Source organism: Microbacterium sp. EB106-03-03-XG65, from assembly GCF_058791955.1.
The window spans coordinates 2,262,285-2,276,054 of record NZ_JBYTEB010000001.1; the positions used below are offsets into that span (position 1 = coordinate 2,262,285).

General features: G+C 66.5%; 14 protein-coding genes. 3 read left to right on the plus strand and 11 right to left on the minus strand.

What is annotated here, in order from left to right; all coding sequences use genetic code 11:
* Positions 1–10: 10 nt before the first annotated feature.
* Both AC3WS6_RS10675 and AC3WS6_RS10680 read right to left on the minus strand, forming a co-directional pair.
* Positions 11–862, minus strand: coding sequence for a class I SAM-dependent methyltransferase (locus AC3WS6_RS10675; RefSeq protein WP_492500993.1), 852 nt, complete (start codon positions 860–862; stop codon positions 11–13).
* Between the two features lie 59 nt (positions 863–921).
* A complete protein-coding gene (locus AC3WS6_RS10680; protein ID WP_492500994.1) occupies positions 922–1,155 on the minus strand; it encodes a hypothetical protein in 234 nt (77 codons plus the stop codon).
* Between AC3WS6_RS10680 and AC3WS6_RS10685 the strand changes: the two genes are divergently transcribed.
* Positions 1,148–1,828 (plus strand): hypothetical protein, encoded by a 681-nt coding sequence (locus tag AC3WS6_RS10685; RefSeq protein WP_492500995.1) that lies wholly within the window; start codon positions 1,148–1,150, stop codon positions 1,826–1,828. The two genes, AC3WS6_RS10680 and AC3WS6_RS10685, sit on opposite strands and share 8 nt — an antisense overlap.
* A 95-nt stretch (positions 1,829–1,923) precedes the next feature.
* Here AC3WS6_RS10685 and AC3WS6_RS10690 read toward each other — a convergent pair whose 3' ends face one another.
* The 3 genes from AC3WS6_RS10690 to AC3WS6_RS10700 all read right to left on the minus strand — a co-directional run bounded on the left by AC3WS6_RS10690 (position 1,924) and on the right by AC3WS6_RS10700 (position 3,445).
* Positions 1,924–2,385 carry a GNAT family N-acetyltransferase gene (locus tag AC3WS6_RS10690; RefSeq protein WP_492501484.1) on the minus strand — a complete coding sequence of 154 codons (462 nt, stop codon included), beginning with the start codon at positions 2,383–2,385 and terminating at the stop codon, positions 1,924–1,926.
* Positions 2,386–2,513: 128 nt separating this feature from the next.
* Positions 2,514–3,053 (minus strand): GNAT family N-acetyltransferase, encoded by a 540-nt coding sequence (locus AC3WS6_RS10695; RefSeq protein WP_492500996.1) that lies wholly within the window; start codon positions 3,051–3,053, stop codon positions 2,514–2,516.
* A 23-nt stretch (positions 3,054–3,076) separates the two neighbouring features.
* Positions 3,077–3,445, minus strand: a complete 369-nt coding sequence (locus AC3WS6_RS10700) for a VOC family protein (RefSeq protein WP_492500997.1) — start codon at positions 3,443–3,445, stop codon at positions 3,077–3,079.
* A gap of 93 nt (positions 3,446–3,538) precedes the next feature.
* On the opposite strand from AC3WS6_RS10700, the gene AC3WS6_RS10705 reads away from it, so the two are divergent.
* On the plus strand, positions 3,539–4,864 hold the full coding sequence (locus AC3WS6_RS10705; RefSeq protein ID WP_492500998.1) for an MFS transporter: 1,326 nt from the start codon (positions 3,539–3,541) through the stop codon (positions 4,862–4,864).
* A gap of 19 nt (positions 4,865–4,883) precedes the next feature.
* Positions 4,884–5,309, plus strand: a complete 426-nt coding sequence (locus tag AC3WS6_RS10710; protein WP_492500999.1) for a GNAT family N-acetyltransferase — start codon at positions 4,884–4,886, stop codon at positions 5,307–5,309.
* Positions 5,310–5,350: 41 nt separating this feature from the next.
* On the opposite strand, the gene AC3WS6_RS10715 is transcribed toward AC3WS6_RS10710, so the two are convergent.
* From AC3WS6_RS10715 to polA, 6 genes are all read right to left on the minus strand, one after another.
* The gene (locus AC3WS6_RS10715; protein WP_492501000.1) at positions 5,351–6,106 is read right to left on the minus strand and encodes a formylglycine-generating enzyme family protein; all 756 of its coding nucleotides are present in this window, start codon (positions 6,104–6,106) and stop codon (positions 5,351–5,353) included.
* Positions 6,103–6,861 (minus strand): SGNH/GDSL hydrolase family protein, encoded by a 759-nt coding sequence (locus AC3WS6_RS10720; RefSeq protein WP_492501001.1) that lies wholly within the window; start codon positions 6,859–6,861, stop codon positions 6,103–6,105. The genes AC3WS6_RS10715 and AC3WS6_RS10720 overlap by 4 nt, the downstream gene beginning before the upstream one ends.
* Before the next feature lie 35 nt (positions 6,862–6,896).
* A complete protein-coding gene (locus tag AC3WS6_RS10725) occupies positions 6,897–8,249 on the minus strand; it encodes an MFS transporter (RefSeq protein ID WP_492501002.1) in 1,353 nt (450 codons plus the stop codon).
* 51 nt (positions 8,250–8,300) lie between these two features.
* Positions 8,301–9,335, minus strand: coding sequence for an LLM class flavin-dependent oxidoreductase (locus AC3WS6_RS10730; RefSeq protein ID WP_492501003.1), 1,035 nt, complete (start codon positions 9,333–9,335; stop codon positions 8,301–8,303).
* Positions 9,336–9,388: 53 nt separating this feature from the next.
* Positions 9,389–11,065 (minus strand): DUF885 domain-containing protein, encoded by a 1,677-nt coding sequence (locus AC3WS6_RS10735; RefSeq protein ID WP_492501005.1) that lies wholly within the window; start codon positions 11,063–11,065, stop codon positions 9,389–9,391.
* A gap of 63 nt (positions 11,066–11,128) precedes the next feature.
* Positions 11,129–13,762, minus strand: coding sequence for a DNA polymerase I (gene polA, locus AC3WS6_RS10740; RefSeq protein ID WP_492501006.1), 2,634 nt, complete (start codon positions 13,760–13,762; stop codon positions 11,129–11,131).
* Positions 13,763–13,770 lie beyond the last annotated feature (8 nt).

The following is a 13,770-nucleotide window of genomic DNA, read 5'->3' on the forward strand; positions in this document are numbered from 1 at the left end:
TCAAGCGACGTCAGGTCGCGTCTTTCCGGGCGATGATGGTGTAGGTGCAGGGGATGAGGTCCCGCTCGTTCTCCGGCCAGGCGTATCCACGCGGAACCTCGACCATCCGGGGGCTGAAGGGCCAGGGGAGTGTTCGTCCTTCCTCGATGTGGACGAGACGCAGACCTGCGCGAAGCAGTGCTCCGAGGATCTCGGACAGCGGATGCGGCCACTCGTAGGTCCTCGAATGCGCGACGGTGCCGTCTCCCGCATAGGTCGACTCGTCATCCCATTGCTGTGCGCGACCGTCTCCGAAGTACGGGTAGCGAGTCACAAGACCCTGCGCGTCTTCGTCGAGCGCAAGCATCGCCGGATGGCCGTCGCGGATGAAGAACGTCCCGCCCGGCCGCAGCAGGGCGACGATCTGCGCCGCCCAGAGATCGAGATCCTTCAGCCAGCAGATCGTGCCTATGCTCGTATACACGACGTCGAAGTCACCGGACACTGCCTTGCGAGCTTCGAGAACGTCCGTTTCCACCCACGTCGCTGCAACCTGCACCCGCGCTGCCAGCTCGGCAGCGACGCGCAGGGCCGGCGCCGAGAAATCCACGCCGGTGACGATCGCGCCGGAGCGAGCCAGAGAGATCGTGTCGGTGCCGATGTGGCACTGCAGATGGCAGAGATCGAGACCTTCGAGGCTCGCACCGGGCAAGAATCGGCTGAGCACCGGCAGATCGTCGTGCACGACATCGCTGATGTGGTTCGGGTCGTCAAAAGCATCCAGGCCGTAGGCGGCCTCGTGCAGTGGCACTCGGTCGTCCCAATTCTGCAGGTTGGCACCGCGGGCGGCTTCCCAGTCGATCTCGATGTTGTTTCCATTCACAGCCCGAGCCTATCCACAGCCCCGATCGACTCAGGCAGATCGAACGCCGATAATGCACATTATGTCAGTAAGTAGGGAAGAGCGGACTCCTCCGCCTGCGCTCCGTACTCCGTCTGCCAGAATCGGTGGATGCGACGTCCCGCGCGATCTGCCATCTCCTCCCTGGCGATCCTGGCGGTGAGCGCAACGCTCTCTGCCTGCGGGACGGCGTCTGCCAGCTCTTTCGACAGCGTGTGCGCTGCCGACTTCGTCATCTCGTGCGATCGCCACTCGGACTCGGCGCTGGTGGTCATCGACGCAGACACCTCCGAGGATGTCGTCGCGTTCGCGGGCACGCTCGATCAGGCGACCGCTGCATTCGACGGCCCGGTTTGGCTGGAGGCACGCTCATCACACGCGATCGTCCTCGACCCCGAGGTGGCTGCCCCCTTTGCCTGGCAGATCGATCTGAGCGCCGTGGCGTCCGCCGACGTTGCTTCCTCCGTGGGAGGCATGCTCGATGCGGCCGAAGTCCCCGGAGCCGTCGGCATCGTCGTCGAAGACGGCTGGGGCCGCGTCACGGTGCAGCGCGTCGAACAGTTCGTAGATGTGTTCGACACCCTGTCTCAGGGGGCGTTCGAGAATGGCGCGACCTATACGCTGCAGTCCGTGGACGACCGCCTCCGGATCGTTCACGTGCCCGCACGCACCTCGGCCCACGCGATTCACGAGATCATCTCGGTGGCTGAGGCATACCCCGATGCCGAGGTGCTGCTGGAAGGGATGACGAGCGGGGCTCAGTGGCCCGTGCTGTACGTCTCGCACCTCACTCCCCCGCAACAGCAAGAAATTGCCGTCCGTCTCAGAGGTCCCGAGTTGGCCGACGCAGACATCGAGGGCTATCCCCTCGAGTTCATCCTCGGTGCGACGGGAGAAACAGGCGTGAGTTACGTCGACGGAACGTTCGGAGACGTGCCCGCCCGCTGAAGCAGGCTTCGAGGAGCGCTGGGGCCCTCAGATCGAAAGCAGTGTGCCGGCCCCGTGCGCGAGCGCTCCCCCGGCCGGGATCCGCGTGTCACCGCTCACCACGGTGTGCCCCGAAGATCGATGTCTCCCGCCGGCCACTCGGCTCCTGAGGCGGCGAAGACCATGATCGGACCATCGGTCGACACCGACGACTCGCGAGGATCGCGCATCGAGACATGTCGCTCCTCGGCGTGCACGCGGGACCAGCCCGTGCTCTCGTAGAACGGAACGACTTCTTCTCGGCATCCGAGATAACCGAACTCGATGCGTCGATCTCCGATCATCGCCTCCTGCGCACGCGACATCACGCGCCGGCCGACGCCCGCGCTTCGCCGCTCGGGATGGACGAGTACTCCCCCGGTTCCTGCGACACAGACGTCACGGTCGCCCACCGCGATCGAACGGCGCTGGTATCCGACGTGCCCGAGCAGGTGGGAATAGCGAATGAGCATCACATGCACATCTGCGGGCGAGTAGCCGTAGGGACGGTCAGGCTCCCACGCGCCGTGACCGGCCAGATACTCACTGTCGAAGAGGCGCCGGAGAGCATCGAGCTGACGGCCGGAGAGATCTTCATGCTCGACGACGAGGAACCGGTCGTGTGAGTGTGATCCACGTGAGCGGGTGCTTGCAGCGGGATGCGACGTCATCGCGCCTCGCCGTCGAAGCGGGCACTGCGGATCATGCAGACCAGCCCCGGCCGGTCGTCCCAGCTGGCGACTCTCTCGAAACCTCGGGACTCGTACAGGCGGATCGCGGCGGTTCGCCACTCCCAGACCGACAGCCTGAACTCGTCGCACGCGAGCGACAGCGCTGCATCCACGAGGGCCGAGCCGACGCCGCGACCGCGCAGCTCGGGGTCGGCCCACACCCGCTTGATCTCGGCTCCTCCCCCGTCGGCCCCGACGATCACGACTCCCGCGGGGCGATCATCGAACTCCGCGAGAAACGTCGTGCATCCGGCATATGCGGTTCGCGGATCCAGCAGTTCCCGCTCGTAACGCGCCGGCAGTCGGCGCCCCGCGAGCGTGCTGGAAGCCGCCGGGACATCCGCCACCCCGTGTTCGCGTTTCTCGCTTTCGGTCTGCACGAGATACTCCCGGACGAGGGCGCTCACCGCGCCGACATCGACACTCCAGTCGGCTTCGCGAACTCGCGGCTGGAGGCGCTGTCGCTCTCGGGGCATCCCTTCATTCTGCCGCCCCCACGTCACTGGGCCGACCAGACCCCCAGCTCGTTGCCCGTCGGGTCGATGAAGTGAAGGCGCCGTCCGCCAGGGAAGTCGTAGGGCCCCTGGGTGACCGCGCCGCCGGCGTCGGCGATCGCGATCTGGGTGGCGTCGAGGTCGTCGGAGTACAACAGCACGAGAGGGCCTCCGGCGGCGCGGCCGGTGTCGGAGAGCAGAAGGCCCCCCACCTCGGAACCGTCTCCTGAGGGGTCGGCGATTCCGGCGTACGACGGACCGTAGTCGACGAAGGCCCAGCCGAAGGCCTTCTGGTAGAAGCGCTTCGCCGTATCGATGTCGGTGACGACGATCTCGACGTAGTTGATCGAGTGGTGAACGGGCTTTGGTGTCATGCGGCCACGTTAGCGAGCGCATCCGACATCCGGCACCCCTCTGGCAGATCGCCATCGGCCGGAACAGCCTCGGGGCAGGAGTAGCGTTGAGGGGTGCAAAAGGTCCCCCACTCCCCCGTGACGACACCGGGCTGGAGGGCCTGGCTGATCTGGTCGGTGGGTGTGGCGGCGTACGTGCTCGCCATCACGAACCGCACCTCTCTCGGTGCGGTGGGAGTCGAGGCCGCCGATCGATTCCAGGCGGATGCGTCGACGCTCGCGCTGTTCTCCGTGGTGCAGCTCGCCGTGTACGGCGGCATGCAGATCCCGATCGGCATCTTGCTCGACAGGTTCGGCTCGCGTCCGATCATGACGGTCGGCATGCTGCTGATGGCAGCCGGGCAGCTCACGATGGCGCTCTCCCCCAGCATCGGCATCGCCGTGTTCGCCCGTGTCCTCCTCGGCGCCGGCGATGCGGCGATCTTCCCTGCCGTCCTGCGACTGGTGGCGACCTGGTTCCCGGCCCAACGAGGGCCGATCATGGTGCAGTTCACCGGCATCATCGGCCAGGCCGGTCAGCTGATCGCGTTGGTGCCGCTCGCCGCGCTGCTGCACGCGACGACCTGGACGATCACCTTCGGGAGCATCGCGGGTCTCGGCGTGCTGTTCACCGTTCTCGTCGCCCTCCTGATCCGCAACCACCCGGCGGAGCGGGGAGCCGATGTGACGGTCAATACCGACACGGGCGTGATCCGCGTCGTCACGTCGTCGATCGACACAGGTGTCGGCATCCGTGCAGCGCTGGCGCATCCGGGCACCCGCCTCGCCTTCTGGTCGCACTTCACGACTCCGTTCGCCGGCACGGCGTTCATCCTGCTGTGGGGGATGCCCTTCCTCACGGCCGCTCAAGGACTGGACACCGCTCATGCCGCCGGGATCATCTCCGTCTACGTGATCGCGGGTATGGTGCTCGGGCCGGTCATCGGCGACCTGTCACGGCGCCTTCCCAATCAGCGCTCTCTCGCTCTCGTACTGCCGGCGGTCGGCGTGCAGTTCGTCGCCTGGGTCGCCGTGATCGCCATGCCCGAACCCGCTCCCCTGTGGATGCTCTACGCGCTCGCCATCGCGCTCGCCACGGGCGGTCCCGCGAGCATGATCGCGTTCGATCACGCTCGGACCCACAACCCATCGCACCGCCTCAGCACTGCGACGGGCGTGACGAACGCCGGTGGTTTCATCGCGGCACTCATCGCGATCTGGCTCATCGGCCTCGCCCTCGACATCCAGGGCGCGGGTACGCCGGAGACATACTCGTTCGAGGCATTCAGGATCGCCTTCCTGATGCCCATCCCGCTCTGGATCCTCGGTGTGGTGTTCATTCTCGTCGAGCGCAAGCGCACCCGCATCAGGATGGGGCTGGACCCCGAGAAGCGCCGCTGAGTCTTCTAGGCTGTCGTTCATGCCCGGGCCATTCTCGTTCTCCAGCGACGTGCGCGTCATCGACCGCGATCTGGTTCACCGCTGGCTCAGCGAGCAGTCGTACTGGGCGCAAGGCCGGTCGCGCGACACTCAGGATGCCGCGATGGATGCGTCTCGCAACTACTGCGTCCTCGACGTCGACCGTCGTCAGGTCGCCTACGCACGAGTGGTCACCGACGGCGTGACGTTCGCCTGGCTGTGCGACGTGTTCGTCGACGAGACGATGCGGGGGCACGGAATCGGGAAGATGCTCGTCGAGGGCGTCATCGACGATCTGCAGCGCTACTCGACGGTGAAACGGATCATGCTGGCGACGAGCACGGCAAACGGACTGTACGCGAAGTACGGGTTCGCCGAATCGGCCGGACCGACACGCTATATGGTCAAGCCGATGGAGCGCCCCTGACGCCACTGCCGGCAGTGCTCGCCGAACACGAGAAGTCGGTCTCAGCGCCCGGGCCGTCTCAGCGGCGTCCATCCGAAAGGCACGGGTCCGTCAACGACGGCGTTCTCGCGGTCGGCTCGGTCCGACCACCCCTGAGCCTCCCCTGGCGTGTCGAATGCGCCACGCGCCACGCGGAAGCCCACGTCCTCGTGATGCATGCGAGGAGCTCCTCCCCGTCGTACAGAGGCCCGCACACTCCAGGAATCGTCGGCGAACCCGCCGCCACGGAACACGCGGTAGTCGCCGTATCGTGCGGGGTCGAGGAAATCCCAGCACCACTCCCAGACGTTGCCCAGGGTATCGAAAAGTCCGTTGAGGTTCGGCAGTTTGCCGCCGACATCCTGCGGCGCCGTCACTCCGTCGGCGCCCGTCCACGCAGCGTCCGCGAGCGGTGCGTAGTGGGGTCCGACGGAACCTGCGCGGCAGGCGAACTCCCATTCGGCCTCGGTGGGAAGCCTGTACCCCTCCCCCGCAGTGTCCCACGAGATATCCTCGCCGTCGAAGCGGTAGACCGGATCGAGTCCCTCCCACTCGGAAGCCGCGTTGCAGAAGTGCACGGCGCGGAGCCAGCTGAGATCTGAGGCCGGTCTGCGCGGGTGTCGCGACGGGATCGGAAGGATCTCGCCGAGCTGCTCCTCCGTCACCGGGAAGACGCCGATCTCGAAGTCGTCGAGGTCGACCGAGCGCTCGATCTTGCGACGGGCGTCATGCAACGTGACCTGACCGCCGACGATGCGACGCATCTCGATGTCGGTCACGAGCGCGGGGCCAACTCGATCCAGGCCGGATGCTTCGCGGCGCGCCCGTCTCCGGATGACGTGCGGGTGACGCGGCGCCTCACCCAGGGACCGACGAACTCCCGGTAATACGCGAGTCCGCCGGGACCCGCTGCTGCAAGCGACGACGGAGACCACCACGTCGGATCGGGTTCGAACCCGAGTCCGTGCAGGACTCGGGCGGCGACGCGGTGATGGCCTGCCGAGTTCATGTGAAGGCGATCTTCAGACCAGTACTGCGGCTGAGCCAGCTCGCGGTCCGGCCAGTTCAGCGCACGCACCACATCGGGGCGATCCTCGATGCGCCGAAGAACGGCTTCCGAGAGCAGGTCGCCGCGCTTCTTCACCAGGCCGCCCATCGGCAGCTGACCGCTCGGGTTCGCGCCCGAGAGGAGGATCAGCGTCACGCCCTCCTCGTCGCAGCGTCGCAGGACCCGGCTGAAGGCATCGGCGATGTGCTCGAGATCTGTGCGGGGACGCAGCATGTCGTTGCCACCGCCGTTGAAGGAGAGATGCGTCGGGCCGAGCGCGAGCGCGGGTTCGAGCTGCTGTTCGACGATCGGCCAGGCGAGCTTTCCACGGATCGCGAGGTTCGCGTATTTCACGACCTGTCCGGAGGCATCAGCCCAGCCCTGCGCGGCGAGATCAGCCCAGCCGCGCTCTCGTCCGTCGGGAAGCACGTCACCGACCCCCTCGGTGAAGGAATCGCCGATGGCCACATATCGTACCTCTGTCACGGAACCAGCCTAGGCGGTGCGCAGAAAGCGGAGCCTCATCGATCGTCCAGAGCTTGCCCGCGTCGATCCGAGAGCCCCCACGCGGCCGCGGCGGCCACCACGAAACATGCTCCGAACACCGTGAAGAGCAACGGCGCACCGCCGGCGATCAACATGACGGGGACGGCGAGCGGGGCCGCGATCGACGCGAGTCGTCCCACCCCAGCGGCCCATCCTGCGCCCGTCCCGCGCAGTGAGGTCGGGTAGATCTCGGGAGTGACCGCGTAGAGCGCTCCCCATGCTCCGAGGTTGAAGAAAGAGAGAGCCATACCCGACGCGATGATCGTGACCTCGGTCGCCGACGTGCCGAAGAAGACGGCCGACACAGCGGATCCCACGAGGAAGACAGACAACGTCGTGCGGCGCCCCCACACCTCGATCAGCCAGGCGGCGACGGCGTAACCGGGAAGCTGAGCAAGGGTGATGATCAGTGTGAAGCCGAAAGAGCGTACGAGGTCGAATCCGGCGTCGACCAGGATGCTCGGGATCCAGATGAACGCGCCGTAGTAGGCGAAGTTCACGCACAGCCACACGATCCACAGGCACAGCGTGCGCGTCTTGAACTCCGCGTTCCACAACGTGGTGAGCCGTGCCCGCGCGGTGGCGGCGATCGCGCGCGATGCCGGTTCGCGGCGAATCGCGGGACCGGGTTCCACACCTGCGTCTGCTTCGAACATCGACACGATGCGGTCCGCTTCGGCGATTCGCCCTCGAGAGGCCAGCCACCGCGGCGACTCCGGCAGACCCCATCGCACGATCAATGCGTAGACGGCAGGTATCGCGCCGAAGGCGAAGGCCCACCGCCAGCCGTTGTCCGAGGCGGGGATCACGAAGTAGCCGATCAGTGCGGCCGCGGTCCACCCGAGCGCCCAGAATGCTTCGAGGATCACGATCAGCCGGCCGCGGATTCGTGCCGGCGCGAACTCGCTGACGTACGTCGACGCGACGGGGAGCTCGGCTCCGAGTCCGAGTCCCACGAGGAATCGGAGGATCAGCAACGCGGCGATCCCGCCGACCAGCGCGCTGGCACCGGTGGCGACGCCGTAGACGAGAAGCGTCAAGGCGAAGACCTGGCGGCGTCCCAGTCTGTCGGCGAGGAGCCCTCCGAGAGTCGCCCCGATCGCCATGCCGATGAACCCCACCGAGGCGATCCAGCCCGCATCCGTCTTGGTCAGCCCCCACTGCTGGGTGAGCGCAGCGAGGATGAACGAGATGAGACCGACGTCCATGGCATCGAGCGCCCATCCGATTCCGGATCCTGTGAGGAGCCGCAGGTGACGGCGGGTGAACGGCAGATCGTCGAGACGTCCGGCGAGCGAAGCGCGGCTCGGCAACGAGGTGTTGGCCATTCCCTCATCGTAGGGTGCCCTGCCCATGCCCGTCGCCGGCCGCAGCCGTCGTCAGTCGCGCTGCGCCAACAGTCTGCGCACTCGCGGGATGACCTCGGTGCCGTAGAGCTCGATGCTGCGCATCATGGACTCGTGCGACAGCGTGCCGGTCGCGTACTTGAGATCGAATCGACCGAGGCCCAGGGTCGTCACCGTGTCTGCGATCTTCGCCGCCACGCGGTCGGGGGAACCGGCATACGTCGCACCCGCGGGTCCGATGTCGTTCTGGAACCGCGCCCTGCTGTATGGCGGCCATCCCCGCTCGGCGCCGATCGTGTTGTTCATCGCCTCGAAGCCCGAGTAGGCGGCCTCCCAGGCTTCTTCGTCCGTGTCGGCGATGTGACCGGGCGAGTGCACGGCGATCGGGTGCGAGGTCGTGCCGAAGGACGCGACGGAGCGGTGGTAGAGCTCGACGAAGGGCTTGAACCGGCCCGCCGGACCACCGATGATCGCGAGCATCAGCCCGAGGCCGTGCCGAGCGACCCGCATGACCGACTCGGGGCTCCCGCCCACGCCGACCCACGTGCGGAGGCCGTTCGCCGTCTTCGGGAAGACATCGGCGTTGTCGAGAGAGGCGCGCATCGACCCGGACCAGGTGACCGGCTTCTCGGCGAGCAACTCGACGAACAGCTCGAGCTTCTGCTCGAACAGCGCATCGTAATCGTGCAGGTCATACCCGAACAGCGGGAACGATTCGATGAATGAGCCACGCCCCAACACGACCTCGGCGCGGCCATCGGACAACGCGTCGAGCGTGGCGAAGCGCTCGAAGACCCGCACGGGGTCATCCGAGGACAGCACGGTCACCGCTGTTCCGAGACGGATGCTCTTCGTGCGTCCCGCGATCGTGGCGAGCACCATCTCGGGAGCAGAGACAGCGAACTCCGAGCGGTGGTGCTCCCCCACGCCGAAGAAGTCGACGCCCACGCGATCGGCCATCTCGGCCTGTTCGACGATGTTGCGGATCGTCTGCGCTCCTGTCAGAAGCTCGCCGTCGTCACCCCGCGTGATGTCGCCGAACGTGTCCAGCCCGAATTCGATGCTCATGTCATCCCTTTCCATTCAGATGAATGAACAGTGGTTCGACCTCGATCATTCCCTCAGCGCGACAGGAGCGCGGTGCGCAGAGTGTCGAGGCCGACTCCGCCCATGTCGAGCGCGCGCTTGTGGAATTCCTTGACGTCGAAGCCCGCCCCGCGTTCAGCCTGATAGGCATCGCGAACCTGCTCCCAGATGCGCTGGCCGACCTTGTAGGACGGAGCTTGTCCCGGCCAGCCGAGGTAACGGTTCACCTCGAACTGCACGAACTGGTCGGACATGTTGACGTTCTGACGCATGAAGTCGAGAGCGTAGTCCGCATCCCAGACTCCCTTGCCGTCGAGTCGCGGCTTGCCGAGGTGCACGCCGATGTCGAGCACGACGCGGGCCGCTCTCATGCGCTGGCCGTCGAGCATGCCCAGTCGATCGGCAGGGTCGTCGAGGTAGCCCAGCTGCTGCATGAGGCGCTCGGCGTAGAGGGCCCAGCCCTCGGCATGACCTGAGGTGCCCGCGAGCAGACGACGCCAGGAGTTCAGCTCGGTGCGGTTGTACACCGCCTGCGCGATCTGCAGGTGATGTCCCGGCACGCCCTCGTGATAGACCGTGGTGAGCTCGCGCCAGGTGTCGAACTCGGTGACTCCCTCGGGCACCGACCACCACATGCGGCCCGGGCGCGAGAAGTCGTCTGTGGGCCCCGTGTAGTAGATCCCGCCTTCTTGCGTCGGCGCGATCATGCACTCGAGGGTCCGGATCGCCTCAGGGATGTCGAAGTGCGTGGCTCCCAGCTCGGCGACCGCACGGTCGCTCGTCTCCTGCATCCACCGCTGGAGCGCCTCCGTGCCGACGAGCTTGCGTGCGGGGTCGGCCTCGAGATGGGCGACGGCTTCTTCGACGGTCGCACCGGGGAGGATCTCGTTCGCGATCGCCGTCTGCTCGGCGACCATGCGCTCGAGCTCTTCGCGGCCCCATTCGTAGGTCTCGTCGAGATCGATCGTCGCGCCGAGGAAGCGACGCGAGTTCAGCGCGTACAGCTCGCGTCCGACGGCGTCGGTCTCGGTTGCTGCGGGGGCCAGGTCTTCGGCGAGGAACCGGCGAAGCTCGTGATAGGCGACGCGCGCTGCCGCGGAGTTGTCGGCGAGCGTGCGGGCGAGCGACGCCGGCAGATTTCCCTCCGCCGGTGCGGCGTCTGCCACGAACGCCGCGAAGAAACCGTCGTCCGCGGTGTACCGGTCGATCTGCGTGGCCACCTCGACCACCTGCCGTCGAGCCGGAGTGACGCCGGCGGCGATGCCCGCGCGCAACGTCTCGGTGTAGCCGCGCAGCGCCTCAGGCACGGCCGCGAGGCGTGCGGCGATGACTGACCAGTCGTCCGCAGTGGCCGTCGGCATGAGGTCGAAGGCCGACCGCACATCCTGCGCAGCCGAAGCGATCACATTGAGATCGCGCAAGTGCCACTTCGCTTCGTGCAGCTCGAGATCGAGCCCGAGCTCCGCGGAGAGATCATTCTTGGTGATCTCGTCGATCGCATCGACGGGCGTGAGCGCGTCGAGCTTCGCGAGGGTCGCGCGCGTCGCGTCAGCGATCTCCTCGTGGCCCTCTGGACTCAGGTCGCCGAACCGATCGTTGACGTCATCCCGACCGATGTAGGTGCCGAGTGTCGGGGCGAGCACCGCGATGGTGCCGACCCATTCTTCGGCGATCTTGTCGATGGCTGACGGAGTGCGGGAGGCTGCAGTCATCCTTCCAGAGTAGTCCGGGTCGGTGGCGGGAACGTCTCGGTATGCCCGCCACCGCCCATCCACTCAGTGCGCGGCTTCGTTCCAGTCGCGCCCGCGGCCGACCTGCACATCGAGCGGCACTCTCAGATCGGCGGCATCGCCCATGCGCGTGCGAACGATGCGTTCGGTCGCGTCCCACTCCCCCGGGGCGACTTCGACGACGAGCTCGTCGTGGATCTGCAGCAGGACGCGGGATCCGAGCCCTTCTCTGCGGAGGTCGTCATGGATGTGCAGCAGGGCGATCTTCATGATGTCTGCGGCGCTTCCCTGGATCGGGGCGTTCAGTGCGGCCCGTTCGGCGTTCTCGCGCAGCACACGATTGGGGCTCGCCAGGTCGGGGAAAGGCCGACGGCGACCGAAGATCGTCTCGGTGTAGCCGACCTCCTTGGCCTGCATCACCGAGGCGCGAAGATAGTCGCGCACCGCGCCGAAACGCGCGAAGTACTCGACCATCAACTGCTTCGCCTCGGACTGCTCGATGCGGAGCTGCTTCGACAGGCCGAACGCGGAAAGACCGTAGACGAGTCCGTAGGACATGGCCTTCACCTTCGTGCGCATGGCAGGCGTGACGTCACTCGGATCGACGCCGAACACTCGTGCTCCGACGAACCGATGCAGGTCTTCACCGCTGTTGAAGGCCTCGATGAGACCCTCGTCACCCGACAGGTGCGCCATGATCCGCATCTCGATCTGCGAGTAGTCGGCGGTGAGCAGCGCTTCGTAACCTTCGCCGACCTGGAACGCGCTGCGGATCCGCCGCGACTCCTCCGTGCGCACCGGGATGTTCTGCAGGTTCGGATCGGTGCTCGAGAGTCGACCCGTCTGGCTTCCGGTCTGCACGTATGTCGTGTGCACACGCTGATCGTCTTTGATCGCGGTGTCGAGCGACTCGATGATCTGGCGGAGCTTGGTCGCCTCGCGATGCTGCAGGAGGAGGCCGAGGAACGGATGCGGATGACTGTCCTGGAGGTCTGCGAGGACCGCGGCATCCGTCGAGTATCCGGTCTTGGTCTTTCGCGTCTTCGGAAGCTGCAGATCGTCGAAGAGCACTTCCTGAAGCTGCTTGGGCGAGCCGAGATTGAACTCGCGCCCCACGATGCCGAACGCTTCCTGTGCGATGTTCTCGGCGCGTGTCGCGAGCTCTCCCGAGAACGTGGACAGCACCTCGTGCGACACCGCGACGCCGGCGATCTCCATGTCGGCGAGCGTGGTGAGCGTCGGCAGCTCGATGTCGGTCAGCACAGCGGCGACGGACTCCGGGATGTCTTCGCGCAGGGCCGCGGCGACCCGCAGAGCGAACCACGCCTCTTGAGAAGGAGTGGCCCCTTCGGTCTCCGGGACGAGCTGAGACGGGTCGGCTTCTGGGAGCTTCTCTCCGAGGTAGCGCTCGACGAGGTCACTGAGCGTCTTGTCGGGGAAGCTCGGGCGCAGCAGCCACCCCGCGAGGCTGGTGTCGTAGGCGAGTCCGCCCAGACGCACTCCTGCACGCAGCAGCGCCTTCACCTGCGGTTTGGCGTCGTGCAGAGCCTTCGGCGCCTCGGATTCGAGCCAGTCGCGGACGATCGGAGCGACATCGTCGCTCCACTCCAGCTCGCGCAGCTCGCTCTCCGTCGCCGCGCCGAGCCTGGCAGGACGCCCGCCATCGAGCACGAGCTTCAGCGCCACCTCCCCGGATTGACCCTCGGCCCACGTCGCGAACTCGGATCCGCTGACCTCGACGGGGGCCGGCAGCGCGACGACAGTCGTCGGGTCGTCAGCGACCTCGCCCGCCCCGACAGCCTCGAAGACTCGCGGCAGGAGGGTGCGGAACTCGAGCCGCGCGAAGATGTCTCGCACCGCTTGTGCATCGATCGGCGCGACCGCGAGATCGTCCGGAGCGACAGTCAGCTCGACGTCTGTCAACAGCCGGTTGAGCTTGCGGTTGCGACGGACGTCTTCGATGTGGTCGCGAAGGTTGCCTCCGACCACGCCCTTGATCTCGGTGGCGCGATCGAGCAGCTCATCGAGAGACCCGAACTGCGTGAGCCACTTGACGGCGGTCTTCTCCCCCACCTTCGGCACGCCCGGGAGGTTGTCGCTGGTCTCGCCGACGAGCGCTGCGATGTCGGGGTACTGTTCGGGACGCACCCCGTAACGCTCCTGCACGGTCACCGGGTCATAGCGCTTGAGCTGCGAGACTCCCTGCACCGACGGGTAGAGCAGCGTGACGTCGTCGGTGACGAGCTGGATCGTGTCTCGATCTCCCGAGACGACGAGGACGTCGTATCCCTGCGCGGCGCCCTGGGTCGACAGGGTCGCGAGGATGTCGTCTGCTTCGAAGCCCTCTTTCGTGAGGACCGGGATCGACATCGCTGCGAGGCAGTCCTGCAGCAGAGGGATCTGGCCGCGGAACTCCTGAGGCGACTCTGACCTGGTCGCCTTGTATTCGGGGTACTCGTCGGTGCGGAACGAATGGCGGGAGGTGTCGAAGGCGATCGCCATGTGAGTGGGCCGTTCGGCCTTGATCAGGTTCACCAGCATCGACAGGAAGCCGTAGATGGCGTTCGTGTGCTGGTTGTCTTTCGTCGTGAAGTTCTCGACCGGGAGGGCGAAGAAGGCGCGATAGGCGAGCGAATGGCCGTCGACGACCATGAGGGTAGGCTTTGCGGAGTCCGTCACCCTGTCAG

Bases quoted from the DNA above. Each gene is read 5' to 3' on its own strand.
- AC3WS6_RS10695 (WP_492500996.1), bottom strand. From the start codon at position 3,053: ATGCCCCGAGAGCGACAGCGCCTCCAGCCGCGAGTTCGCGAAGCCGAC.
- AC3WS6_RS10680 (WP_492500994.1), bottom strand. From the start codon at position 1,155: ATGACCACCAGCGCCGAGTCCGAGTGGCGATCGCACGAGATGACGAAG.
- AC3WS6_RS10700 (WP_492500997.1), bottom strand. From the start codon at position 3,445: ATGACACCAAAGCCCGTTCACCACTCGATCAACTACGTCGAGATCGTC.
- AC3WS6_RS10735 (WP_492501005.1), bottom strand. From the start codon at position 11,065: ATGACTGCAGCCTCCCGCACTCCGTCAGCCATCGACAAGATCGCCGAA.
- AC3WS6_RS10725 (WP_492501002.1), bottom strand. From the start codon at position 8,249: ATGGCCAACACCTCGTTGCCGAGCCGCGCTTCGCTCGCCGGACGTCTC.
- AC3WS6_RS10710 (WP_492500999.1), top strand. From the start codon at position 4,884: ATGCCCGGGCCATTCTCGTTCTCCAGCGACGTGCGCGTCATCGACCGC.
- AC3WS6_RS10730 (WP_492501003.1), bottom strand. From the start codon at position 9,335: ATGAGCATCGAATTCGGGCTGGACACGTTCGGCGACATCACGCGGGGT.